A 23,215-nucleotide genomic window follows, 5' to 3' on the forward strand; every position below is an offset into this window, starting at 1 on the left:
CTCAACTTGCTAAGTTTTGTTCATATTGTTTAATCGCATCCATGGTTGCGCCAAGCACCGCATCAAGCTCAGCGACAGGCGCTTTTAAACTTGCCGCATCGCCAGCCTTGGCAGCCAATTCAATGGCTAATGCTAACTGGCGTACTTTTTCTCCGCCAAAGGTTGCGAGGTTGCCCTTCATGGTATGTGCCGCCAGCGCCAACTGCTCAAACTGCTGTCCGGCAAACGCCTCTTTAATGGCAAGCGCCTGTTGCTCGGTTTCCTGATAGAGCAGCGACAACATCAGAGGCAAAGCCTCCATCCCCGCATCTTTAACTAGTTGATCCAAAACCTTAAAATCGATCATTGGTAAAATAGGATCGCTCTCAGGCTGAAGCGCAGTATCGCTTTTCTGGTCTTGATTTAATAATGCAAGGGGCTGATCCACCGTGCACGTAGAAGGCTTAACCTTGTCCGCTTCGAGCCTTGAAGCATGAAACCATTGGATTAGTTTAGCCCGAAGTAAGGCAATGTCGATAGGCTTAGTGATGAAATCATTCATACCTGCGCTAAAACAAGCTTGTTTGTCTTCGGCAAAGGCATTGGCGGTCATCGCAATAATCGGCGTATTTTGGTTGAGTCCAGCGTGATTACGAATCTCCCGCGTTGCACTAACACCATCCATCACCGGCATTGCCATATCCATTAAAATCACATCGAAGTGCTGCTGTTGGCATAGCTCTACCGCTAATTGACCATTTTCAGCACAATCAAGTTGCTGCACCACATCTTTGAGCACCTGGCTCACCACGGTGCGGTTCATCGCGCTATCTTCCACTAACAAGACTCTGGCGGTGAGTGCATCTAAATGCTGGTGCGGATCCAATACATCTTCGAGCTGAACCGCAGGCGCCGCGCGACCTTTGAAAGGAAACTCAACACAAAAAGTGGTGCCCTCCCCAAGCTGACTTTCCACGGAGATCTGCCCGCCCATTTTCTCGACCAACTGCAAGCTAATCGCCAAACCCAATCCAGTTCCCGAATAACGCTTGGTTGAACCACTCTCTACTTGATAAAACTCTTCAAACAAACGTGCTTTGTCTTCGTCACTAATCCCGATCCCGGTATCTTTTACCTGCAATACTAAGCCCTTATGCTGGCTGCAGTGTAAAGCCAGACTCACCCCACCTTGCTGGGTGAATTTGATCGCGTTACCCATTAAGTTAAATACAATTTGACGAAAACGGAGGGGTTCACCGAAGTATTCCGACATAACCTGCGAGTCAACATCGAGTTTAAAGCTAAGAGATTTTTGTGCCGCGGTGGTACTAAACAATTTAACGATGCTTTGCAGCACCTTCACCGGAGAAAACCATTCGTTATTGAAGTCTAATTGGCCCGCTTCAATTTTTGAGAAATCTAAGACATTGTTCACTAAGGCCATCAGGGTATGGCCAGCTTCATGACCAACATCCACGAAACTTTGCTGTTCCGCACTCAACTCTGTTTCCTTCAAGATCTGATACATATTGATAATAGCGTTCAAAGGAGTGCGAATTTCGTGACTCATGCTTGCTAAAAAACGGCTCTTGGCAAGGCTGGCAGCTTCGGCATCGTGTTTCGCTCTTTCCAGAGACTGTTCAACCGCTTTTTGTTCACTCAGATCGGTAAAATGTGCGACATAATGGCTTGGTTTTCCTTGGCTACCTTTGACTGAGGATATGCTTAACCACTCTGGTAATAATTCACCATTTTTACGTCGATTGACAATTTCACCAGACCACTCTCCCTGTTCGCGGATCCCCTGCCACATCTGTTCAAAGAAAGCCTTGTCATGCTGACCAGAGCTTAATAAAGAAGGTTGTTGTCCAATCGCTTCCTCGGCCGAATAACCGGTAATATGAGTAAAAGCTTTATTCACGCGAACAATCTTAGAGTACCGATCGGTCATAAATATCGCTTCATTAGCATCGAAAGCGCACGCGGCCAGTTGCAACTCTTGCTCAGTCCGTTTCTTGTCGGAAATATCTCGCATAAAGGCAGTAAAAATAGTGTTATCGCCCAGCTCCACCGCACTGATGGTCAACTCGGCCAAAAACTCATGTCCCTCTTTATGCAAAGCTGGCAACTCTAAACGCTGGCCAAGTACCGGCGCTTCGCCGCTTTCTCGAAAATGCTGCATACCCTTGCGATGCGCCTCACGAAAAGCCTTCGGTACAATAAATTCCGCCAGCTCTTGGCCAAGCATCTCATCACGGCTATAGCCAAACATCCGCTCGGCACTCTGGCTAAATTCCAGTACGTAACCATAGCGGTCGGTGGTGATCACTGCGTCCATCGCCGAGGCGATGGTCGCGCTTAGCATCGACTGATTTTTCTCTAATTCCAAAGCCAGTTGCTGCTGCACATTGATAGCTTGCTTAAACTCAAGATGAGATTGCTCCAAGGCTGCCGACATCTTATTGAAGGCACTGGCAACTTCAGAAATCTCATCATGACCTTTGACCGCCAATTGAAAACCTGGCCCCACCTGAGCAATGGTTTTTGCGGCATCCCGTAAGCCACCCAACTGGCGCGTTAAATAGGTCCCCAACAAAAAGGAAAATAGCGCCACTAACGCAATTTCCAATACCGCAATGCCAACCCCAAATGAACTCGCTTCACTAATCAAACCATGCAGACCATGATCATAAATGCCCACATCAATTTCACCGTATAAGTGATTGGCGGCGATGACTTCAATGTGAGTATTAAATACTTTGTGGACATGGTCTCCCAGCTCAGGATTATTGGCTGGGTCTTCATTGGGATCGGCCCCCGACTGAGCCAAAACGCGCTGCTGCTCATCGCGAATAATCACGTAGGCCACATCGCTCTGCGAAGCGAATTCTGAGGCAAGGCTATCGAGGGTGGCGATATCTGTGGTGATCAGCGCATTTTTAGTACTTGAGGCGAACAAAGTAGACATCATTCGCCCATGTTGTTCAACTTGCATCTCATTGGAGTCGTAGAGCCAACCAATGCTGCTATACACCAAAATCGCTAATAGCACTGATTCGATTAAGGCGACCCCTAATACGGTTTTTGCTTTAAAGCTCAATGCCATCGCAATTTTAATCCTCAAGTGACCCTATTTAGTGATCGGGGTTCCAATATTTAGTTGGCGTACGTCATCCCAATCTTGGTCCTTAGCACTGACAAAACCGTCGATATTCAATTCGGCGAGTAAGGGTTGGTCATCCGGTTGTTCAGCGAGCCCTATCAGCGCTTGCTGTACTGCAGAACTGACCGCCGGAGCCACTCGCGGATGAACTGCGATGGCGTGGGGAGTAAAACCAGCTGACGTCCAAAGGATCCTCAACTGTTTTGAAATTGCAGGATCGATGCTGGCAAAGGTTCGAGGAATACCGCCACCTGCCGGATATAAACCCGCAGCAACCGCCCGATAAACCGAATCGTGAGAGCCCACATACTTCGACTTAAAGTCTAATTGTTGTTGAGCTAAATAACCTCTTATCACCACACTAGCAGCGAAAGCTTGCGGTGCAGGGAAAGCCAAGGTGTCGCCCGATAATTGCGCAATATTTTGGATCTCACTATCGGCCCTCACCACCAGGATCCCCTGCAGCGTTTTATCCTTTGATTTAGCCAAGGCTTGATAACCAGGATTGGCTGAAAACACCTGATAATGGTAGGGATTCATATAAGCAAAATCATAGTCGCCGTTCGCTAAGCGTTGCTCAAATTCAGGAATGCTCGGCGCGGTTTTAAACGTTAAGGGATAGCCACTGGCAAGACTCACCGCATCCAGCAACGGCCCCCATTGCTCTACCAAACGAGTCGCTGATTGCTGCGGCACAATACCAAAAGAGTAAGTTTTTTGTACCGCTTGTGCATTTAAAGAAAACAGCACAACTAACAGCAGACACAGTAATAATAGGGTCGCTTTAAGCTGAACCTTACGTTGTGCCCAGTACCGTTTTCCCTTTAACACTAAGGGTTTTTCTGCTGGCTTTTGCTTGGTCAAGTTTTCCGTCACTCCATCGACGATTTGTATATTCGAAAACATATCACACCCTTATTGAAAGTAGTTGAGAATTAACAAGAAATCTTCTTAGATATTGACTAAATCGAGGGAATAATATGGTAATTCGTGAGGACTCTCTCAATAACTCGGCTTTTAAACTCGGATTAAAGCGATCGTTCATCACAACCCCCAATAAGCGCACATCTTCTAGCTTTAAATCGTTCACTGCGGTTTGAAATGCTGGCCGGGCGGTCACCCCAGCCAACACCGTTAAAATGCAGGCATCACTGGCCGCTAAAGCGCGTTGCGCCGAAACATTACCGCCGTTGTTTTGATTGATCGCCGAGGTGTCAATCAAGATCAATTGATAGTCTTGCTTCCAAGCTTCAATCTGTTGTTCGATATACCCCGGCTCTTTGAGTTTAAGTAATGAGGCCTTATCCAGAGGAGCTGGCAAATAATCCACCAGCGAAGATGGGTCTTTCACCACTCCTTTCACTTCACCTCGGTCCCAACCCAAGTCAAATAAGGGGCAATCGAAGCGCCGTGGATGATGTAAATTAAAGTCCACCACTAATACCGAACGCCCTGCGCCTGCGGCGCGTTTAGCGATGGCATCCACCAACGTTGATACGCCCTCTCCAGGTTGGGCAGCACTCACCCCGATGCAACTATTTTGATGATTCGGTAGTCGTTGATAGACCCGCTCTAGTTCTTGATAAGTTGAAGGTAATGCAATCATAGGAACCCCAATAATGCGCTTACAGAAATCAATCTAAAGACATCTTCTAGCCCTTGACGAGCTTTTACCCAGCCACTTTCGGCACGCGATGGAATATATACGGTGTCTCCTGCACGGATCACCGGTAACAGGCTGAAATCACCAGTTTTCGAAAATTCGAGCAAGTCAAAAGTTCGCGCCTGATCCTTACAACAAGATAGGTTCACCACGGTGATTTTTTGCGGATAGCCCTCACTATCAATCCCACCCGCTTCGGCTAACAGGTCTAATAAGGTCATCTCATCATTAAAGCGGTAACGACCCGGCTTACTAACGGAACCTAATACCCGTACTGTGCGCTCCTTCTTTTCAGACAACCAGTTGCGGTTTTTTTCTGGAATATAAATCGAATCACCGGGAACCACTTTGGGTAATATCGACTCATCGCCCGTTTCGAAGTACAAAGCTAAATCGAGTTTCGATACCGACGCATGTTTACCATTACGATGACTAATCCGTACATTACTAATATCAGCCTGCTCTGAAGGACCATCGGCGGCGGCAAGAATGTCTAAAAAGTGCATACTCGGGTCAAAACGATAGCGGCCAGGTGCCACCACTTGACCAAATACATAGATTGAATCTTCCGAACTTTGGCGCACCCACTGCGATTTATTATCACTTGGGTCATCGGGTAGTTGCGGCACCATAATAGTAGTGCCAGCCACGATCCGCGGCATCTGTTGATTGTTTATCTCGCCATTAAGGTAGGCGTTTAAATTAAAGTTAACCGAGCGGGTCGTGCCACCAGCATCACTGAATAATACGGTGATCTTGGCCATGTCTGCGTTTGGTTTTGGGCCGCCGGCATGCGCCAAAAGATCCATCAGATTCATTTCGTCAGCCCACTCAAAACGACCGGGCCGATTAACTTCGCCCATCACTTTTACCGCTTGGTTCGGTGACACCTTGGTCCATGATTTTTCATTTAAATCGGTTTTTTCGGGCACAAAAATCGCGTCACCCGCCATGATTCTAGGCAACTGAGCACTGCGACCTTCGGTAAAAGACTGCAAATCAAAACGTTCTACCGCGCCACTGCTACGAATAATTCGAATTTGTCGGGTTTCGGCAAAGCGACTCGGCCCACCGGCATTCGCTAATACATCTAAGAACCCCGCCGCTTGATTGCCTTCGTAGGCACCAGGTTTGAACACTTCCCCCATCACATACACCGTATTCGCGCCCGCTTTAATCTCCTCTTCCTGCTTCGGTACAAAAATGGTGGTGCCCGCAGTTAAGCTCAGCAACAAATCGTTATCGCCAGTATCCAGATAGCGTTTCAGATTAAATAACTTAGGTTCTCCGTCAATAATCACCCGAATTTGCTCTACGCTGGCATAACGAGTCACCCCGCCAGCGCGCATTAACATATCCACTAAATTAGCTGAACTTTTATAAGAAAAACTCCCTGGATTATAAACCTCGCCAAATACTTTAACCGCGGTGCGGTCTTCAGCGGCATCACCATTGTCGTTCAAACTATTCGGATCAAAATCCACCGCCACATTGCCAATTTTCGGCGATGCAGGAACAAATAATACATCGAGCGAATGCAAGCGAGGCAACGCAGCCAAATCGCCCGAATCGAGATATTGTTTGTAGTTAAATACCTGCGGCTGACTAAAACTAGCCCGGCGGAGTTGCAAGCGATCTAGCTGAGCACCAGCCCGTAAGCCACCAGCCGCTTGAATCGCCATCTGCACCCCAGCGCCTTCAGCAAGAACCACTTCACCTGGTTTATCAACAAAGCCCAATACACTAATCCGAATTCGACGCTCCTCTAGCAATACTCGCAAACCAGCCAAGTCTCGGTAAGCGTTGGACAATTCTCGCTTAATCTTTTGTTGCATTTGTGCTTCGGTAAAACCGGACACCATGATTGGTCCCACTTCAGGCAGTATCAACCGACCATTGCGATCCACTTCAAAACGTTTGTCTAGGGAGGTTTCGCCCGGGAGAACAATTCGAACCACATCGCCAGGTTGAACTTGAGGATTGGCAGCATTGGCTTCGAACATCATGAACATATTGATCACTAAACCAATGAGCATCCAAGCGGGAAGTGGAATTTTGCTAATTTTCATAATGCGATTCCTTATTCTGCGGCAGCAAAACGCGGCATGGCGTTGCTAGGATAGGAGTCAATCAGACTCACGGTGACACGTCGGTTAGAATGGCGAACCTCATCGCTATCGCCAGTAAAGTAGGGCTGAGAATCGGCGGCGGCTTGTAGCTTAATCAACGAATGCGGCATGCCTAACTCCACCATGTAGTCGGCCACTCGTTGCGCTCGTGCCAAAGACAAATCTTGCTTATAAGCCTGATCGCCCTTGCTATCACTGTGTCCGGTGATCATCAGCGATAACTTGCTAGCAACAATGATTGGCGTTAAACGGCTGAGCTGATCGCGATAAGCTGGTGTAAGTTCGCTGGAATCGAAGGCAAACTGGTTATTACTGTTTAGCGCATCACTAATGCTCACCATGAGCCGCGATGACTGAATCTGCCCAAAACTATCAGTTTGACAAGCGCCACTTTGTAAGACTCGGTCGAGCCGCTGCTCTAACATTGCGAGAAAATGCTGCTGTATTTCTAAGTCATTGGCGGCATCTAGGGTTAAACCACCTTCCAGTTCCCGAATGATCCGTTGTTGCTGACTGCGCGCCTGTGCCACTGAGGCTGGGAAACACAGTTCAGCACCTTCCAAAACCAGTAAGTCGAGCTGGTGTTTGGTCAGCACTGACTCAAACTGCAAGCCGTGTTCCGGACCAATTTCACTCTGCTGGAGACTGCCGCTACTGCCATCTAACCAAGCTAAAATACTCAACTGGTGCTCAGCAAAACCGCCTCGACCCTGCTTTGGCCAAGAACTACAACCCGAGCCAATCAATAACAACAGACCTATCACAATACAACGCATGGCAGACTCCTTGAGTTTCAATTAAGCAGCTATCGACGACAATGATTGGTGCACGCTGGCGCTTGACGGTAAGGTATCAAACATGGTGATAATTTGATTAACTCTTAGCATCATCAATAAATCGCGAGGTTGTTGCTGAGCACCACAAATAATCAAATGTCCGCCTGCGGCATGAATCCGCTTAAACATAAATACCAAGGCGCCAATACCAGAAGCATCCAATTGGCTGACTTGAGTCATATTCACCACAATGACCTTGTTGGCCGAACTCTGACAAAGATCTTCAAAGACATGTTTATATTGGCCACATGAGCTGGCGTCTAAGGCACCTACGATGGATGCGGTAATATCACCTTGAACGGAAGTTGTTAGTTGCATATTCATAATTAGCTCCACAAAACATTTGTTCTCGACGGATTTATTGCCAATATCATGCCAATGAATATATAGCTTTAAATATCAATTAATTACATAAAAACAGAGACCATAAACAAAGGGTTTTCAGAAGCAAAATCGCAGCTTTTGCAATATGCAAAAGCTGCGCTTAGGGATTCTTTGCTTGGAGCAAACACTGAGGGTTAATCTGGCTCAACAAACATGCCAAAGACCAGTGGAGATCATATTGCAACATCCAGCAGAGTTAAGCAGTGAACTTTTGTTTTGCTGGTAATTGTTGCGCACTAATAAAAGGGATGGCCGAATGCTAACCAAATAAAATACGGCTCGTGCCAAGAACGAATCAAAATAGCAATGCTGCTCTTGTTCGTACCTCTCGATTGTTTTTATATTTAATTTACCGCAGTTGTTATTTTATTGTTGTTTTTGTTATCCTTTTGTTTACTTCTGAACAAACTCACGATTCGAGCAAGCTGCTTCATCTCTCCCTGAGCAACGGCCTGTTTTTATTGGGTACACAGCTGCAATCACTAGTCGAAGAAAGATATAACTTTTAGCACAAATTGACTTCAAGTTATGGCATGCATTATGCTCTGCGAAATTTTTTGCGCGGTAGCTACTGGGTAATAAAGCTTATTTATTTTAGGAATCAACAAAATGGAATTAATAGAGTCATTTTTTGGGGTCATTGGTGACCTCACTTGGGGATGGGCACTTATCCCGTTTCTGGTAATCTTAGGTTTGTTTTTCACCTTGGTCACAGGATTTGTTCAATTTAGATTTTTTGGGCGGATGTTCCACGTTCTTTTAAACAAAAACCAAACCGCTGGCAAAAATGCGATTTCTGGTCGTGAAGCGCTACTACTCTCTGTGGGTGGCCGCGTGGGGGGTGGTAATATCGCTGGCGTTGCGGTTGCTATCACTTTAGGCGGACCGGGTGCGGTATTCTGGATGTGGGCCATTGCGCTGGTAGGAATGGCGACCAGTCTGATCGAATGTTCACTGGCTCAGCTTTACAAACGTAAAGAAGGCAACGCCTTTCGTGGCGGCCCCGCTCGCACCATCATTCATGGCCTTGGAGAGGATTACAAATGGCTGGCCTATGTTTATGCGGTTTGTTTGATCGCATCATTTGCAATCGGATTTAATGCCTTCCAAGGCAACACTGTGGCTGGTGCTGCGCAAGACAGTATGGGCATTGACCGTATGTGGAGTGGCATTGTTCTGGCTGTTATCACTGGTTTCATCGTTTACGGTGGGATTAAACGTATCGCAAAAGTAGCAGATGTGATTGTGCCTATCATGGCCGTTGGGTATGTGGCGATGGCACTGATTGTTATCCTGCTCAACATTACTGAAATTCCAAGTGTTATCTATTCAATTGTATCCAATGCTTTTGGTTTTGAAGAAGCGGTTGGTGGCGGTATGGGCGCAGCACTGGCACAAGGTCTACGCCGCGGTCTGTTCTCTAACGAAGCAGGTCTTGGTTCTGCACCAAACGTTGCCGCTACGGCCGATGTAACCCACCCGATCAGTCAGGGGATTACTCAATCACTTTCAGTATTTATTGATACGATATTAATCTGTAGTTGTACTGCATTCATCATCTTACTTGGTGATGTTTATGTACCTGGTGCTGCCAATATCGACGGAGTGGTGTTGACTCAGCAATCGCTAGTCTCTCATGTCGGTGAATGGGCCAAGTATTACCTAACCGCTGCGATTTTACTGTTTTCAATCAGTTCGATTATCTACAACTACTACCTTGGTGAGAACGCAATCACCTTTATGTCGAAGAGTAAAGCTGCGCTGCATTCACTACGTATGTTTGTGGTTGCGATGGTATTTCTCGGTGCCGTTGCGCCAGCAGCAACATCGGTGTTTTTCTTCTCCGATCCGATGATGGGTGTTTTGGCAATTGTGAATTTATTAGCGCTGCTGATGTTATTCCCGACCATTACCCGTTTATTAAATGACTACAAAGCACAATTAAAGGCAGGCATAGAACACCCTGTATTTGATCCTGCCAAGTTCTCAGACCTAGATATCGATCACAAAGCTTGGGATAAAGCCCGCTTGAAGACTGACGCTTAAACCCGAGAGTTGAAGCAAGGAAACGCTCAACTCGAGATATCGAGTCACAAACTTTCGGGAAAATACTATTTGGTGTTTTCATGGACATGGTTCATTTCGTCTGATGGCTATCTTCGATAGCTTTAAATGAACCATGTTCTGAAGCTTCAATTTCAAGATTAATGAGCGCAGTATCTCTAAAACCGCGCCGCTTGGAACTATCTGCGGACGATAAAGTTTACTCGTTTACAATGAATGTTGATCATTATTGCTTTAAACAAACTGTTGGGCATCCGTGATCTATCCCATTCGCGCCCCGTTCTGAGGTAGAATAAAAGCTCTACGACTAAGCTGACGATGTTTTTTGGCTTAGCTTTTCTAATGTATAAGGGTCGGACAATACACCTAAGGAGTTTAATGTTTGGAGACTCTTCTTTTAACTTCCTTCTTGAGGTGTCATGGTTCACTTTGCTAGCGGTTGTATTCACTTAACTCAGTGTTCAAAATTAGTGGTGCAGATCAAAACCTTGGCTAACCTGGACATTGAACAAGCACACTAACATTGGCAATGCCTGTTCGACACAGATAGAGATAGTGTATAATTAGCTACTTTGCCCAAAAATTACTGTGGCAGGGTTGGAGGCAATACCATTAATATTAGATATTGATAACGGAAAGAATCGAAAATTGGCAATGGTAAGAGATCAGTTTGAAAGCAATACTTGGTGGTCAAAAAACATACCTTGTCTTCACAGAGTTCATGATGAGCTACCTATCAAAGGAGCTCAAAGCATCCAAAACACGCTAGGAATGAGTATCTCCCTACCATTGTTAGATCAAAAAATACAACAGTTATTAAATGTTGTTTTGCAGTCAAATCAAAGAAATAACCTAAAGCAGAAGATACTATTAACATTCGATGATGGTCATAAAGACATATTACAAACCGTTCCCCTTTTACTACGCTATCCAAATATCCAACCCATATTATTTATTACTGGCAATCAGTTAAGAGGTGATACCCGACCATTACCTTTAACGGCCCTTTATACATGGTGCTTTGCTCATCATAAAGATCCAAATAGTTTAAAAGAAGAACTAGGGTTTGATCGCAGATCCTTAAAGTTACTTTCCGAGGAAAAGCAGCGGATAGTTTTAGATAAATCCGGAGTAGATTTAAATCCGGACGGAGAACAAATGGTGGATCACAAGGACCTTGATTTCTTGATTAATAACAATTGGTTAGTTGGTTATCACGGAAGTCATCATTGTGATCTTCGAATTCATCAACCTCATGAATTAAAATCACTTTTTAAAGAAGATTACAAATTACTCAGCAATTTAGATTATATGCCTTGGTTAGCGTGGCCAGAAGGACGCTGGAACAACCAGCTGTACACAATGGCCAAAGAGATAGGCTTTGATGTGCAATTTGGTCTTAAGGGAGAAAAAGGTATAGGGACAATACCTGAAATTATGGCCAGAGAAATTTGGAAATGACAAAAAAGTACTCATAACCGGAAGTGCCAGCTTTCTAGGTGAAAGTGTATGTCGAGAAATATCTGAAGCTGGGTATCAAACAAAGGAGTTTGATATTTGTCGTGGTGACGACATCATGAACTTTGACCAAGTATTAGATGCATTGAGAGACTGTGATATTTGCATTCATCTGGCCGCAGTGTCTGATTAGTATGAAGCTGATGCTAAGCCAAAACAATGTTATGAAGTGAATGTAAATGGCACTCGCAATATTGCACGCGTGTGTCTCAAGACAAATACCAGATTGCTTTACGCATCCACATGCTGTGCTTACGGCAATAACAATGTAGCCGTATCGGATGAAAATAGTCCGGTTGCGCCCACAGAGTTATATGCAGAAACAAAACTGCAAGGTGAAAAGGTCATTGCTAACATTAATTGCGAATATAATATATTACGTCTTGCAACATTTTATGGGCCTAAGATGCGAAACTCACTGGCAACATCCGTTTTTTTAAGCAGAACGCTGAGTGGGGAACCAATCGAAATTCATGGTGATGGGCATCAAACCAGATGTTATACGCATGTGGATGACATCGCTTCCAGGATTCGTGTTGTATTAGAAAGTCCTTATGCGCCTAAATCATCAATATTTCTGAAAAAATCTCATATTCGGTGAATCAGCTAATAAATGCGATATATAAAGTTACAGGAATAAAACCGATTACAAGAAATGTCGAAGACAGAGCAGGTCAAATAAAGTCGAGTGTTATCAAGTGTGAACGTCTTAAAGCATTAGATTGGCAGCCGAAATGGGATTTAATTTCTGGTTTAACTAATTGCATGAATGAAATTAAGTAGAAGAAAGATAGTAGACTAATGAAAGAAGAAGTATTTATTGTCACTGGTGGTTTTTTTGATGGATCTTCCGAAGGATATATAGGCAAAGTTATTTTGACTAAAGGGGAAGGAGACGTATTGCTGCGATTTGAAACATCAATGATAACGGAGCCTCCTACGCCTGCTCTAAGAGTTAAAAACAAAGGCTTTGCTGGAGGAAGTATTCATAAAAACTTGCTCTGGTTATGCAGTCCAAATCAAGTATTAGCTTATTCTCTGCCAGATCTGGAACTGAAGCAAGTTATTGATGATAATTTATTCAACGATTTACATTATGTTCTTGCTGAAGATGATGGCTTATATATTGTCAATACGGGCTTAGAATCGCTCGATCACTTTGGCTATGATGGAGCGTTGAAAGAGCGCAAACTTCTTACTAGCGATGAGAGAACAGTGCAACGGACAACCTCTGGCCCTGAGTTTAGAGTCATCGAATCTAAACCTCATTTTATGCACGCTAATTATTGTTTTAGAAGAGATGATGGCCATTTATTACTTACCTTTGTACGACAGAGAAGAATAGTTAATACCAGTGATTGGAGTTGGGCATCTTCCGAATATTCAGCACCTATTCACGAAGGTTTTATTGCTCGCTACTCGCCAATTGGTAAAGATTGTTTATGGGTTACAACGGTGCCTGGAGAAGTTATTGCTAGTGATCCAAAAAATGATGAACTAGTAAAAAAATGGGTTCTAAATGAAAATGATGTTCCACCCGGATGGACTAGAGGGCTTTGTATCCTTGAACATGGTTTTCTGGTTGGAACGACAAAAATTAGGGCCAGCAATGCAAAATATCACACTGGTTGGACTCAGAGTGCTATTGAAAGTAGCCGATCGACAATTTCGTATATTCCTTTCAATAATCATCATCGTACAGTTGTTGTGGATGTATTAAACGAACGAATTTCAAAAATTTTCTCAATCTTACCATTGGAATAATAATTAAGTGGCGTGATTTGTATCAGAAAGGAAAGTAAGTTGCAAACCTATAATTGTAATTCATTCTCTCTTATTATTGGTGTGATATGTGGTTCAACTACTCAAGTTGAACCACTTTTAAATGATATCAATAATCTAATAAAGCTTCCTTACTTGATTGATATTGAAGTACATATTCTCGCAAATGGAGAGAAATGCAAAGATATCAATTCATTGTTAAAAAGCATATTTAATGTATCTGAATCGCTAAAATTTAGAGTGCATGAAAGTGGACAAAACTCGATTTTACCTATCGGCCAGGCTCGTTCTAAATTACAGAAATTAGTAGGGACGAGAATGAAAAATAAGGAAAGTTCTTATGCATGGATTTTAGATGATGATATGAGAATCCCTGATAGAGCGAGTGCTTATTTGACTTGGCTACCTGCTTTTAAAGATAAGGGGGTTGATGTCTTAGTCGGCAATTTTAATGGCAGTTCTCCTAACCCTCCAGCGCATGGAATAAGGGTACAGCTTAATGATGTTATCCATAATTTAAAATGGCTGAATAGCTTGCCTGATGACACTAAGCTACTCAATAGAGAACATGAGAATAAACAATTCAGGCTTAAGTACTCCGATTATTATTATGACTTGAGTAGAAAACACCGTGAACATTTAGAAATTCCCTACTGGATAGTTCCTGAGTATGAAGGTGAAACCGTCGGTAATGCCAAGCAGAGAATAATAAAAAATGTAGGAAAAATTCTTACGGGCGAGCCATTTTTACGACCTCTTGATGTATCAGTGTCAGAAAACCCCCTTGAGGACTCTGAACCTTCATGTAATCGAGGGGGCAATACATTTATTTTAACCGCAGAAGCATTGACGAATACGCCAAATGCCATCATGTTAACCAATGGAGAAGAAAACCGCCGTTCTGACATGATATGGGCAGTTATCAATAAGTATTATCATAATTTCACGATTCATTCGATATCATTTCCTGTCTACCATCATCGCTATGTTAATGTAAGCCCTAGTTTTAGCCTCAGTAAGACAATATCTGAAATTAGAGGATCGGCGCTATACGCGGCTATGCTTTCTTTTTTCCAGTCTCACCAAAAGCCTAGTTGGGAACAATTAAAAAATAACGGGAGTAATGTATCAAAGTTGTACTTTAGATATATCAACAACCGCCTAAAATTGTATAAAGATAATTTCAAAGAAATAAATCTCCAGTTAGACATTATCGAATCAGAATATATCTCTGACGAAAAGGGTTTTAATAATGTAATAAATTCATTGAGAGATTGGATAAGTGAAGAAAATTTCGAAAAAATAAAAGCACCAGTGATTGAATCAAGCAACTCAATTGATATTGTAGAGTTTGTGAAATCACTTGACTATCAAATAGAATCTTTCAATGAATAGTATTTTGGGTCTCATATTGATATAAAAATTGGGATTAATTTAAAAAGTAGGTTTTATGCTTAAATCAATAAATAACTGGTGTGATTTACCCACGCCAATGGGTACATTTCGGATGTACGATAGTGGAGATGAAGGAATACGAATCATCAGCTATGGTGATATTTATTCATTAACAGAAGGATCATTGTTGCGAATGCATTCTTCGTGTCTCGCATCAGAAGTATTTGGCGCAATAGACTGCGACTGTGCAGATCAATTGAGAGAAGCAATGAAGCTGATGGCACATGAGCAAGGTGGTCTGATCGTACATTTGCATCAAGAAGGCCGTGGTCTGGGGTTAGCGCGGAAAATCAAAGCTGTTCATTTAATGCAGTATCAAGATTTAGATACACATGAGGCATTTGAAAAACTTAAATATGAACAAGATATACGAACTTACTTTCCAGTTGTTAAGTTATTAAAACACTTAGATGTTGGTCATGTTCGGCTATTATCGAATAATCCTAGAAAAATTGCATTTTTGCAGGAAAGTGGCCTAAAAGTTACTACATTAAATACTCACCCAAATATCCGCCCAGAGAATGCTGAATATTTAGCGACCAAAAATGACAAGCTCGGGCATATGTTACCGTTGGAAAAATTATCTAAGGGTAAAGTTGAATTTTACCATTCCGATCAGCCATGGGGAGAGTTATCTAACTTCTCCAAACATTCCATTTTCCTTAAGAACAAAATTTGGCCTACAGTTGAGCATTATTATCAAGCTCAAAAATTCTCAGATACAGAAAATGAAGAGCTGATTCGACGTGCAGCGACTCCAACATTAGCCAAACAGTTATCTCGAAATATCTCAGCGTCATTGATCCGACAGGGTTGGCCTAGTATTAAGCAAGAGATCATGCTTGAAGGGTTAAGAGCCAAGTTTTCACAACATCCTGACTTAAGAGAACTTTTATTGTCTTCTGGGGATCAGCTTATTGCTGAACATACTGAGAATGATCCCTATTGGGGCGATGCAGGTGATGGCTCTGGAGCAAACCATTTGGGAAGGTTACTCATGAAGCTGCGCATAGAGTTAAACGCTCAGGCTGGAAGCTTGCACAATACTGTCAATAGGAGGGAAATGTGTGTGGAATAGTTTTCCTCGATGGGCCAAATGCTGAGCATAGATTAGCGGCCTGCATTGATAAGATAAATCACCGAGGTCCAGACGAAATGAATATCTGGAAGCAATCAGATAAAGCTTTGGGGTTTACTCGGCTTGCGATTAATGGTCGGGGAGAAACTAGCAGGCAGCCATATTTTGATGGTGATTGGGTCGGTGCTGTTAATGGTGAAATCTATAATTACAAAGAACTAATCAGTGAATACGAGTTGCCTGTTTCGTACGACAATGACACGCAAGTGCTTTTGCCTCTTTATCAAAAATGTAATGCTTCTTTAATAAACATTCTTGATGGTTTTTATGCTGCGGTCTTATATGATCATGAAAATAAAAAGCTTATAGTTTTGAGGGACTATATAGGAAAGAAACCACTTTTTTACGGTTGCTCTGGAAGCGAATTCTTTATTACGAGTGAATTAAAAGCTATAAGCTCGATTTGTTATTTTAAGACAGTGCCAAAGGGACTTACTCGCTTCAATTTGCAAACTAGAGAAATTTCCGAAGTGGTTGAGCATCAGTTTCCTGACACGATATGCCAAGATGATGTGGAAACGATATTGCATGAAGCAGTAAGAAAGCGTCTTCCCGTAGCCCCCCAACAAGTCGGTCTTTTTTTAAGTGGAGGGTTGGATAGTTCAATCATTGCTGCTGAAGCTTCTAAATTACGAACAGATATTACGTACTTCACCCTTGGAAGCGAGGATAGTGAAGATAGCCTGATGGTAAAAGAGGTGGTTAAATCACTTGGATTAAAAAATGTTCGGTTTATTTCTACCCCCACAGATGATTTATTAGAACAATATATCGAAGAAGTGGTTCGTATTACTGAGAGCTTTAACCCATCCATCATTAGTAACGGTTTGGCGACATATATGCTAGCTCAGGCAGCAAGAACTGAGGGTATTAAGGTTGTGCTGACCGGAGAAGGGGCTGATGAGCTATTTGGCGGTTATTTCAATTATTTAGAACCAAATGAATTAGTCGTTCGTCGCAACCAATTGATATCTGATATGCATTACACAGAATTAAGACGTTTGGATCTCTGTACTATGGCACATAGTGTCGAAGCGAGATGCCCTTTCCTTGATAAATCAGTTATTAGCTTGAGTGACGGTTTACTATTTACTGATATTTATGCTGATGGATTTAACAAAGCGATATTACGAAAGACTTACCAAAACCAGTTGCCAAAATTGATCATTGAACGCCCAAAAGTTTCTTTTGATGTAGGTAGTGGAATTCGAAAATTAGTCGTTCAATTTTTAACGCGTAATGGAAGAAGCGAAAGAGAAGAACTTCAACAGATTTGGGCTAGATACTATGAGAATAAAGTGCTAGATAAATATTTTTATCGTTATCCAGCTTTTGATTCTGCAATTGATCGTAGAAGAGGAGATTCACATAGATGAAAATAAGATCGGCACATAATAATGATATTGTTGAATTAGAAGCATTGCTTCTCAAGCATTTTCGAGAAGAGCCTTTTCATAATTTGTATCTTCTTTATGGCAAAGAGCCGTTACCTCATAAATATGGTGGAACGTGTTCCGATAAAACACTCAGTTTTATTGATGCTGCTTGTGCTCTGGGTTTTGATGCAAAACTACATACTGGAGCCATTGGTGGAAAAGAAATTCACCGACTAGTCTGTGCTCAGATTGGGAATCGTACATTTTTTGCCGATGTTGGTAATGGTTGGCCATCATTAAAGTTATATCCCACCGATGAAGAAATCAGTTACTCATGTTTTGGTATGAAGTATCGTACATGCATAGCTGATAATAAAATTTCTGTATTTCATACACGAAACAGAAAAGAGTATTTGCAACTGGTTATAGATATACGCCCTCGAGAAGAAAAAGCAATTAAAGAAGATATTGATATACGATTTACTAGTGGTATTACTTATCCATTTAGCAATAGCCTTCGTTTTTCATTAATTGTTAACAATAAGTTCCTATTTTTAAGAGGTGATCGTTTAGAAATATATTCAGATAATGAGTTTCTAGAAGTTAGCGGGATTGAGAAAGAAAGCTTACCATGGCTATTAGAGGAAAAATTTGAATATAAATCATCTAATTTATTCGAATATCTTGTTAGTGTATAAGTATGGCTCTTCACCGAATGTAGTGCAGGGTGAGAGCGTGAGTGGTCACTTTTTGCTCTCACCCCGTGAGAACCCTGCCGATAGCACTTGTTCGGGGTAAGCAGTATTCATTGCCGCGATGTTCTGCTTACGCCTGATACTCGCCTTTTTACCTGTTTCCTGTCGCAGCAAGTTCAGCGCCATATGGCGGATAATCGCCAAAAGCTCTGCGGCGTTCTCTCAGTAGATTTGACAATTGTCTTCGCTAAACGACGTATCAAGCACCAGTGAAGGCTGTTTTCAATACCCCAATGGCCTCGCACTGCGTCAGCGAATTGCGCTTTGCTTAGCTCTGCGGTTATAAATTGGAGGATTACCTGCCGAGCTGATGTAGTAGCGGTGGGAATAAACTAGACACCCATTCTAAAAACAAAAACTTTCACACTCTCGATAGCCAAAAATTATTGAGACACCCACTCTAACTCGTGGGACAAAATCACATAGACAGCCATGACCATCAGCTATTGAAATGTTCAAGTGGCTGTCTTGTTTTCAGTCCTGGATGGGTAATCCCCCCGAAAATTAATCGCATGCAAAAGTAGAATTTTCTCGTATAGTAAATACAGGAGATTCAACATGAAAAAGTCACGTTACACGGACAGTCAGATCTTATCTATTCTCAAGCAGGCTGAGGCTGGTACACCTGTTCCTGAGCTCTGTCGTGAGCATGGAATGAGCAACGCAACCTTTTACAAGTGGCGTTCGAAATACGGTGGTATGGACGCATCCCTTATGGCGCGGATGAAAGAACTCGAAGATGAAAATCGACGGCTTAAAAAGATGTATGCGGAAGAACGCCTTAAAGCAGAGGTGATCTCAGAGGCGATGGCAAAAAAGTGGTGAAGCCCTGTGAGCGTCGATTGATGGCTCAGCGTTCGGTGGCGAACTATCACATCAGCATTAAAAGTGCATGCTATTGGTTTGGGATCAGCGAGACCTGCTATCGCTATAAATCGAAGCTTCAACCTGAGAATGAGTTGATAGCTCAAGAGTTAGTAACGCTGTGCAACAGTGAAGACTGCTCTGACTGGGGCTTTGGCCTGTGTTTTCACCATTTGCGGAACGTTAAAGGGTATACATGGAACCATAAGCGGGTTTATCGGATCTACTGCGAATTGGCTCTAAACTTACGTATTAGGCCAAAACGACGCCTGAATCGCCATACGCCAGAGCCTCTTAAAGAGCCGATTAAAACAAACCAAGTTTGGTCCGTGGACTTTATGCATGATCAGCTATCTGATGGCCGGAAGTACCGTTTATTCAATGTGATAGATGATTACAAACGTGAAGGTCTGGCGTCAGAACCTGATTTTTCAATGCCCACAGTACGAGTCACTCGGATCTTAGAGCAGCTCATCGAACAACGAACCAAACCTGTTGCGATCCGCTGCGACAATGGTCCTGAGTTCATTAGCCATGCGTTTATTAAATGGGCCAACAACCACGACATTCGAATCGATTATATTCAGCCAGGGAACCCACAACAAAACGCGTATATAGAAAGGTTCAACCGTACTATGAGGTTTGGCTTAGTGAGTAAGTATTTGTTTGACACACTTGAAGAGGTTCAAGATCGGGCGACCCAATGGTTATGGTTCTACAATCATCAACGACCACACCTTGCAAATGGAGGGTTCCCACCACTAAAAACGGCAGCATGAATTCTACGAATAAATGCGGTTAATAATGGGAGGATTACCGAAGCGCTTCTGGCCCTCGAACAATTTGGTGACCAGTGGGATGATAAATACCCACAGATAAGCCGCTCTTGGACAGCGCATTGGGATAATTTAAATACATTGTTCAGCTACCCTCAGGACATTCGTAAAGCCATTTACACGACGAATGCGATAGAGTCCTTGAACAGTGTGATACGCAAAGCGACAAAGAAGCGTAAGCTATTCCCCACGGATGAATCAGCGAGGAAAGTTGTCTATCTTGCAATTATGGATGCATCGAAACGCTGGTCGATGCCAATAAAAAACTGGCGACAGGCTCTCAATCGCTTTATGATTATGTTTGAAGACCGACTTACTGATTACTTGTAACCCAAAGCAGTTACACAGAATTATTTACAGGGTCCTAATTTATGCATAGCTGGTTCCTTTGCGATGGTTCTCTCTTGGTCGAAAGATCTGATCGCAGAACCAGCTTTTAGTTCCCTTCTTTTTATCCCGAGTTCAGGTTAAGTATTAATGTCACAATAGTTATTGATATCAAATGCTTTAAAAACAAGTTTTTTCTTACCCATCATCATAAAGTAACTCCCATTCATACCTAAATAAATGAATATTGTGTCTTCCTTCATACCTTTTAATTTCTGAAGCCTATATCCACAAAATTCAACATCTTCATTTAAGCTTGCAGCAATCTTGAAATTTTCAACCTCAACAAGTTTTTCAAATTCATCAACTGCATAATCTTTATCTAAATATTTGATTAAAGATACAGAGTACTCTTTAACATCGTCTATTGAACTGTCACGAGTATCCCAAACAGAGTACCAAACCTGGTTATATTCGGTACTATATGCATTCTGCTTTAAAACTAAATGGCTTTCATTATTCATCGTCAAAGGCGCTATTGATATAAAATTTAACTCTGTATCCCCTGAATGTGCTTTAACTATAAAAATAAAAACAACAACAATACAAAATAAAGTAGTTTTAATCACTCGTTGATAATTCATATGTCATATTTCCTATTTCTAATGCAAAGAGTGCCCTAGCTACAGCGCCCTCCACCGGTATCATGTTAGTTAAAACCATTGTAGTAATATCGGTTCCGGCAGACATTATTGAAACCCCTGTTTGGTGCCAAATTGCGTAATAATTGTTCAATTGTAAAACTGCCACTTTTTGAATCATTGGCTCTGGCATTCCTTTCAAGCTTGGTAGTAACAACTCTATCTGTTCCGCTGTCATATTAGGGAGCATATCTAACAGTTCATTTTGCATCTTTCCTACAGACAAAGCATCTCTAACTTTATTAACCGCGTTATAAATAGTTAGTAAGTCATTTCCTTTTGAAGCAAGCTCAATAAGTCAAACAAGACACCCACCCCAACTACTCAAACGCAGCCCCATGGAATACAAGACCAAGAAGAAGACTTGATAGCGGTCTAGCTTCACGGTGCTCCACGAATGGGAGCGAATGAGTTGGGCAAAATAGGCCTTTAAATCAGCGGTACTTAAGGTATCTGGGCAGCGGTCAAAGTGGGCAGAAATCCGACGTACCGCACGCGAGTACGCATCAATAGTAGCTGGTCGTTTCCCTTGTAAGGTTAAATTGGTAAGGTGTTGTTTATATAAAACATGATAACGATGTTGTTGGGTAGGGTTCATGCTGCATACTCCGGTTCATCACGACCGATTGACCGTGTAACATTGAGTATGAGATATCAGGTGTTATGCACTCTGCCGCAGAGCGGCTTCGTTCAACAAGTTAATCAACTACGCGCCTGCAGCGCCGGTTATTGAGGCGTTATATTTAATGAAAATTTATACCGTAGATACAGCTGGGTGGGCTGAAGCTCATGAAAGTGCTGAAAGCTTAGAGAACTCTATTGAATACATCGATATATCTAACAATGAATATATCGCAATAGATGATGCTGGTTTTCTGTATGAGTGGAATGAAAATTCGAATAGTCATTGTGGCTATGAGGTTAAACGCACAAGCAACAAGGATCTTTTGCTTCTAGCTAAGATACAAGGGAATATGTCTAATGATCCATTCAAAATACCCGAATTCAACTCCGAACTGCGACATTCTTAATTCTCAAGCCGCCTCCATTATTTCTTTGAAAAAGTAGAGATGGTGCTACTAGGCCTTATTTTATCTAGTGCGCGAAAGAATAAACTAGATAATAAACTAGACACCCATTCTAAAAACAAAAACCTTTCACACTCTCGATAGCCAAGATTACACTTTTAAATCCCATCATCTTCGCCGAGTAGCGCAAATGAACAAGGGAGCAAAGTTGAAGTCTGTTTGAGCGTAGTGTTTACTTCAACGCCCTTGAGAATGAGCAACGCAGGGTTTAAGAAGATGCAGGGCGAGCTTTCTTTTTGCTTAGCTAAGCTTTTACACAGAACGGGACAGAAACATGTTTGAATATGATCAACCTTTATTGTCATACTCCTACCTTTGACTCGCGTAATGTACCTGAAACGATCAAATTTTATTGTCCTCCAACAGGAACCAAGCTGATCCGCAAATCAAGTCAACATCGATAGGTGCTTCTAGCGAGTAAAGACACCAGAACCATGATCGACTATTCGTTATTTGTTCGCCTTTAGCTCGTTTCAAATTTTAGACAAATCGTTACTTTAACGATTTGTCTAAAATCTTGAGCGTCAGTCTCGCATTGTCTACAATAGGCCACTTTTATTTATTTCAGGTCATAAACATGAGCGACACAAACTCAAAGCCAGCCTTACCCGATCGCCTTGCAGGCAACCCTCGCAGCCCACATCATGTAGCAGAGTGTTTCGAACACGACATCGGTATTCGATTGAACGGTAAAGAGCGCAATAATGTTGAAGAATATTGCATTAGTGAAGGCTGGGTAAAAATACCATCACCTAAAGCCTTAGATCGTCGCGGCCAACCTATCCTCATCACGCTCAAAGGAACGGTTGAAGCCTTCTATATTTAAGCCTTTTATAAACCACGACTTGCTATCAATAGTTCAAGCTTGAAATAACTTAGCTTTTCAGTTGCATAGCTTGTCGAGCCCTTTGCTCTGCTTCACATCTTCGATGCTGGAATCATATTGCAGATCCACCAAAGCCAAGCCAGTAATATCCAGACTTACACCCACAGAGCGTTCTGCAATAAAATTGCCTTACTGGCCCTTCCCCGCAACGACCACCCATAAGGTTTTCACTAATACACTCAAGTCTTGATATAACCAACTGCTGCAAACTCTGGAATAAAGAAAGCGCATCATGCTGCGATCCGCAAGGCCTTACTGGCCCTTCCCCGCA

General features: G+C 42.6%; 20 protein-coding genes and 2 pseudogenes. 12 read left to right on the forward strand and 10 right to left on the reverse strand.

What is annotated here, in order from left to right; genetic code table 11:
• Nucleotide 1: 1 nt before the first annotated feature.
• Genes ACRRSY_RS13815 through ACRRSY_RS13840 form a run of 6 tightly spaced genes read right to left on the reverse strand, consistent with a single transcriptional unit; the run spans nucleotide 2 to nucleotide 8,094 of the window.
• A complete protein-coding gene (locus ACRRSY_RS13815; RefSeq protein ID WP_432463457.1) occupies nucleotides 2-3,085 on the reverse strand; it encodes a PAS domain S-box protein in 3,084 nt (1,027 codons plus the stop codon).
• A 24-nt stretch (nucleotides 3,086-3,109) separates the two neighbouring features.
• Entirely contained in the window at nucleotides 3,110-4,048 is a 939-nt protein-coding gene (locus tag ACRRSY_RS13820; RefSeq protein WP_432463458.1) for a phosphate/phosphite/phosphonate ABC transporter substrate-binding protein, read from the reverse strand.
• 1 nt (nucleotide 4,049) lies between these two features.
• Nucleotides 4,050-4,748, reverse strand: coding sequence for a hypothetical protein (locus tag ACRRSY_RS13825; RefSeq protein ID WP_432452626.1), 699 nt, complete (start codon nucleotides 4,746-4,748; stop codon nucleotides 4,050-4,052).
• A complete protein-coding gene (locus tag ACRRSY_RS13830) occupies nucleotides 4,745-6,874 on the reverse strand; it encodes an SLBB domain-containing protein (RefSeq protein ID WP_432463459.1) in 2,130 nt (709 codons plus the stop codon). Before ACRRSY_RS13830 ends, ACRRSY_RS13825 begins: the two co-directional genes overlap by 4 nt.
• An 11-nt stretch (nucleotides 6,875-6,885) precedes the next feature.
• Nucleotides 6,886-7,710, reverse strand: a complete 825-nt coding sequence (locus ACRRSY_RS13835; RefSeq protein WP_432463461.1) for an OmpA family protein — start codon at nucleotides 7,708-7,710, stop codon at nucleotides 6,886-6,888.
• Nucleotides 7,711-7,731: 21 nt separating this feature from the next.
• The gene (locus ACRRSY_RS13840; RefSeq protein ID WP_432463462.1) at nucleotides 7,732-8,094 is read right to left on the reverse strand and encodes an STAS domain-containing protein; all 363 of its coding nucleotides are present in this window, start codon (nucleotides 8,092-8,094) and stop codon (nucleotides 7,732-7,734) included.
• 669 nt (nucleotides 8,095-8,763) lie between these two features.
• Between ACRRSY_RS13840 and ACRRSY_RS13845 the strand changes: the two genes are divergently transcribed.
• The 8 genes from ACRRSY_RS13845 (at nucleotide 8,764) to ACRRSY_RS13880 (ending at nucleotide 18,185) form a co-directional block, all read left to right on the forward strand.
• Nucleotides 8,764-10,200 (forward strand): alanine/glycine:cation symporter family protein, encoded by a 1,437-nt coding sequence (locus ACRRSY_RS13845; RefSeq protein WP_432452622.1) that lies wholly within the window; start codon nucleotides 8,764-8,766, stop codon nucleotides 10,198-10,200.
• A 672-nt stretch (nucleotides 10,201-10,872) separates the two neighbouring features.
• Complete coding sequence (locus ACRRSY_RS13850; protein WP_432464721.1) at nucleotides 10,873-11,679, forward strand: polysaccharide deacetylase family protein; 807 nt, start codon at nucleotides 10,873-10,875, stop codon at nucleotides 11,677-11,679.
• A gap of 226 nt (nucleotides 11,680-11,905) precedes the next feature.
• Nucleotides 11,906-12,337: an NAD-dependent epimerase/dehydratase family protein gene (locus ACRRSY_RS13855; RefSeq protein WP_439033325.1), complete on the forward strand. Its 432-nt coding sequence runs from the start codon at nucleotides 11,906-11,908 to the stop codon at nucleotides 12,335-12,337.
• 200 nt (nucleotides 12,338-12,537) lie between these two features.
• Nucleotides 12,538-13,500: a hypothetical protein gene (locus ACRRSY_RS13860; protein ID WP_432463463.1), complete on the forward strand. Its 963-nt coding sequence runs from the start codon at nucleotides 12,538-12,540 to the stop codon at nucleotides 13,498-13,500.
• 39 nt (nucleotides 13,501-13,539) lie between these two features.
• Nucleotides 13,540-14,913 carry a hypothetical protein gene (locus ACRRSY_RS13865; protein ID WP_432463464.1) on the forward strand — a complete coding sequence of 458 codons (1,374 nt, stop codon included), beginning with the start codon at nucleotides 13,540-13,542 and terminating at the stop codon, nucleotides 14,911-14,913.
• Between the two features lie 55 nt (nucleotides 14,914-14,968).
• A complete protein-coding gene (gene ribA / locus ACRRSY_RS13870) occupies nucleotides 14,969-16,051 on the forward strand; it encodes a GTP cyclohydrolase II RibA (RefSeq protein ID WP_432463465.1) in 1,083 nt (360 codons plus the stop codon).
• Nucleotides 16,039-17,487 (forward strand): asparagine synthetase B family protein, encoded by a 1,449-nt coding sequence (locus ACRRSY_RS13875; RefSeq protein ID WP_432463466.1) that lies wholly within the window; start codon nucleotides 16,039-16,041, stop codon nucleotides 17,485-17,487. Before ribA ends, ACRRSY_RS13875 begins: the two co-directional genes overlap by 13 nt.
• Complete coding sequence (locus tag ACRRSY_RS13880) at nucleotides 17,484-18,185, forward strand: arylamine N-acetyltransferase (protein ID WP_432463467.1); 702 nt, start codon at nucleotides 17,484-17,486, stop codon at nucleotides 18,183-18,185. The genes ACRRSY_RS13875 and ACRRSY_RS13880 overlap by 4 nt, the downstream gene beginning before the upstream one ends.
• 45 nt (nucleotides 18,186-18,230) lie before the next feature.
• Here the strand turns inward: ACRRSY_RS13880 and ACRRSY_RS13885 are convergent.
• Nucleotides 18,231-18,517 (reverse strand): annotated as a pseudogene (locus tag ACRRSY_RS13885) (ISAs1 family transposase); the annotation flags it as partial.
• Nucleotides 18,518-18,800: 283 nt separating this feature from the next.
• Between ACRRSY_RS13885 and ACRRSY_RS13890 the strand changes: the two are divergent.
• Both ACRRSY_RS13890 and ACRRSY_RS13895 read left to right on the forward strand, forming a co-directional pair.
• Nucleotides 18,801-19,885 (forward strand): IS3 family transposase gene (locus ACRRSY_RS13890; protein WP_432462919.1). Its coding sequence is split into 2 segments (ribosomal slippage): nucleotides 18,801-19,050 and nucleotides 19,050-19,885, totalling 1,086 coding nucleotides; the frame shifts between segments, so codons are not numbered across the junction.
• Nucleotides 19,886-19,927: 42 nt separating this feature from the next.
• A pseudogene (locus ACRRSY_RS13895) lies at nucleotides 19,928-20,272 on the forward strand (transposase); the annotation flags it as partial.
• A 137-nt stretch (nucleotides 20,273-20,409) separates the two neighbouring features.
• On the opposite strand, the gene ACRRSY_RS13900 reads toward ACRRSY_RS13895, so the two are convergent.
• The 3 genes from ACRRSY_RS13900 to ACRRSY_RS13910 all read right to left on the reverse strand — a co-directional run bounded on the left by ACRRSY_RS13900 (nucleotide 20,410) and on the right by ACRRSY_RS13910 (nucleotide 21,568).
• The gene (locus tag ACRRSY_RS13900) at nucleotides 20,410-20,913 is read right to left on the reverse strand and encodes a hypothetical protein (protein ID WP_432463468.1); all 504 of its coding nucleotides are present in this window, start codon (nucleotides 20,911-20,913) and stop codon (nucleotides 20,410-20,412) included.
• Nucleotides 20,891-21,181 (reverse strand): hypothetical protein, encoded by a 291-nt coding sequence (locus tag ACRRSY_RS13905; RefSeq protein ID WP_432463469.1) that lies wholly within the window; start codon nucleotides 21,179-21,181, stop codon nucleotides 20,891-20,893. The genes ACRRSY_RS13900 and ACRRSY_RS13905 overlap by 23 nt, the downstream gene beginning before the upstream one ends.
• A gap of 87 nt (nucleotides 21,182-21,268) precedes the next feature.
• A complete protein-coding gene (locus ACRRSY_RS13910; RefSeq protein WP_432463470.1) occupies nucleotides 21,269-21,568 on the reverse strand; it encodes a phage integrase N-terminal SAM-like domain-containing protein in 300 nt (99 codons plus the stop codon).
• A 148-nt stretch (nucleotides 21,569-21,716) separates the two neighbouring features.
• On the opposite strand from ACRRSY_RS13910, the gene ACRRSY_RS13915 reads away from it, so the two are divergent.
• Together ACRRSY_RS13915 and ACRRSY_RS13920 are read left to right on the forward strand one after the other, a co-directional pair.
• On the forward strand, nucleotides 21,717-22,001 hold the full coding sequence (locus tag ACRRSY_RS13915; RefSeq protein ID WP_432463471.1) for a hypothetical protein: 285 nt from the start codon (nucleotides 21,717-21,719) through the stop codon (nucleotides 21,999-22,001).
• Nucleotides 22,002-22,635: 634 nt separating this feature from the next.
• Nucleotides 22,636-22,884 (forward strand): DUF3297 family protein, encoded by a 249-nt coding sequence (locus tag ACRRSY_RS13920; protein WP_432452620.1) that lies wholly within the window; start codon nucleotides 22,636-22,638, stop codon nucleotides 22,882-22,884.
• Nucleotides 22,885-23,215 lie beyond the last annotated feature (331 nt).

The sequence above is a fragment of the Agarivorans sp. QJM3NY_33 genome, assembly GCF_050870865.2.
Taxonomy (GTDB): Bacteria; Pseudomonadota; Gammaproteobacteria; order Enterobacterales; family Celerinatantimonadaceae; genus Agarivorans.

What these genes read in the sequence shown, in the direction of transcription:
- ACRRSY_RS13815 (WP_432463457.1), bottom strand. Translation starts at nt 3,085, where the DNA reads ATGGCATTGAGCTTTAAAGCAAAAACCGTATTAGGGGTCGCCTTAATC.
- ACRRSY_RS13820 (WP_432463458.1), bottom strand. Translation starts at nt 4,048, where the DNA reads ATGTTTTCGAATATACAAATCGTCGATGGAGTGACGGAAAACTTGACC.
- ACRRSY_RS13825 (WP_432452626.1), bottom strand. Translation starts at nt 4,748, where the DNA reads ATGATTGCATTACCTTCAACTTATCAAGAACTAGAGCGGGTCTATCAA.
- ACRRSY_RS13830 (WP_432463459.1), bottom strand. Translation starts at nt 6,874, where the DNA reads ATGAAAATTAGCAAAATTCCACTTCCCGCTTGGATGCTCATTGGTTTA.
- ACRRSY_RS13835 (WP_432463461.1), bottom strand. Translation starts at nt 7,710, where the DNA reads ATGCGTTGTATTGTGATAGGTCTGTTGTTATTGATTGGCTCGGGTTGT.
- ACRRSY_RS13840 (WP_432463462.1), bottom strand. Translation starts at nt 8,094, where the DNA reads ATGAATATGCAACTAACAACTTCCGTTCAAGGTGATATTACCGCATCC.
- ACRRSY_RS13845 (WP_432452622.1), top strand. Translation starts at nt 8,764, where the DNA reads ATGGAATTAATAGAGTCATTTTTTGGGGTCATTGGTGACCTCACTTGG.
- ACRRSY_RS13850 (WP_432464721.1), top strand. Translation starts at nt 10,873, where the DNA reads ATGGTAAGAGATCAGTTTGAAAGCAATACTTGGTGGTCAAAAAACATA.
- ACRRSY_RS13860 (WP_432463463.1), top strand. Translation starts at nt 12,538, where the DNA reads ATGAAAGAAGAAGTATTTATTGTCACTGGTGGTTTTTTTGATGGATCT.
- ribA (WP_432463465.1), top strand. Translation starts at nt 14,969, where the DNA reads ATGCTTAAATCAATAAATAACTGGTGTGATTTACCCACGCCAATGGGT.
- ACRRSY_RS13880 (WP_432463467.1), top strand. Translation starts at nt 17,484, where the DNA reads ATGAAAATAAGATCGGCACATAATAATGATATTGTTGAATTAGAAGCA.
- ACRRSY_RS13900 (WP_432463468.1), bottom strand. Translation starts at nt 20,913, where the DNA reads ATGAATTATCAACGAGTGATTAAAACTACTTTATTTTGTATTGTTGTT.
- ACRRSY_RS13905 (WP_432463469.1), bottom strand. Translation starts at nt 21,181, where the DNA reads ATGCAAAATGAACTGTTAGATATGCTCCCTAATATGACAGCGGAACAG.
- ACRRSY_RS13910 (WP_432463470.1), bottom strand. Translation starts at nt 21,568, where the DNA reads ATGAACCCTACCCAACAACATCGTTATCATGTTTTATATAAACAACAC.
- ACRRSY_RS13915 (WP_432463471.1), top strand. Translation starts at nt 21,717, where the DNA reads ATGAAAATTTATACCGTAGATACAGCTGGGTGGGCTGAAGCTCATGAA.
- ACRRSY_RS13920 (WP_432452620.1), top strand. Translation starts at nt 22,636, where the DNA reads ATGAGCGACACAAACTCAAAGCCAGCCTTACCCGATCGCCTTGCAGGC.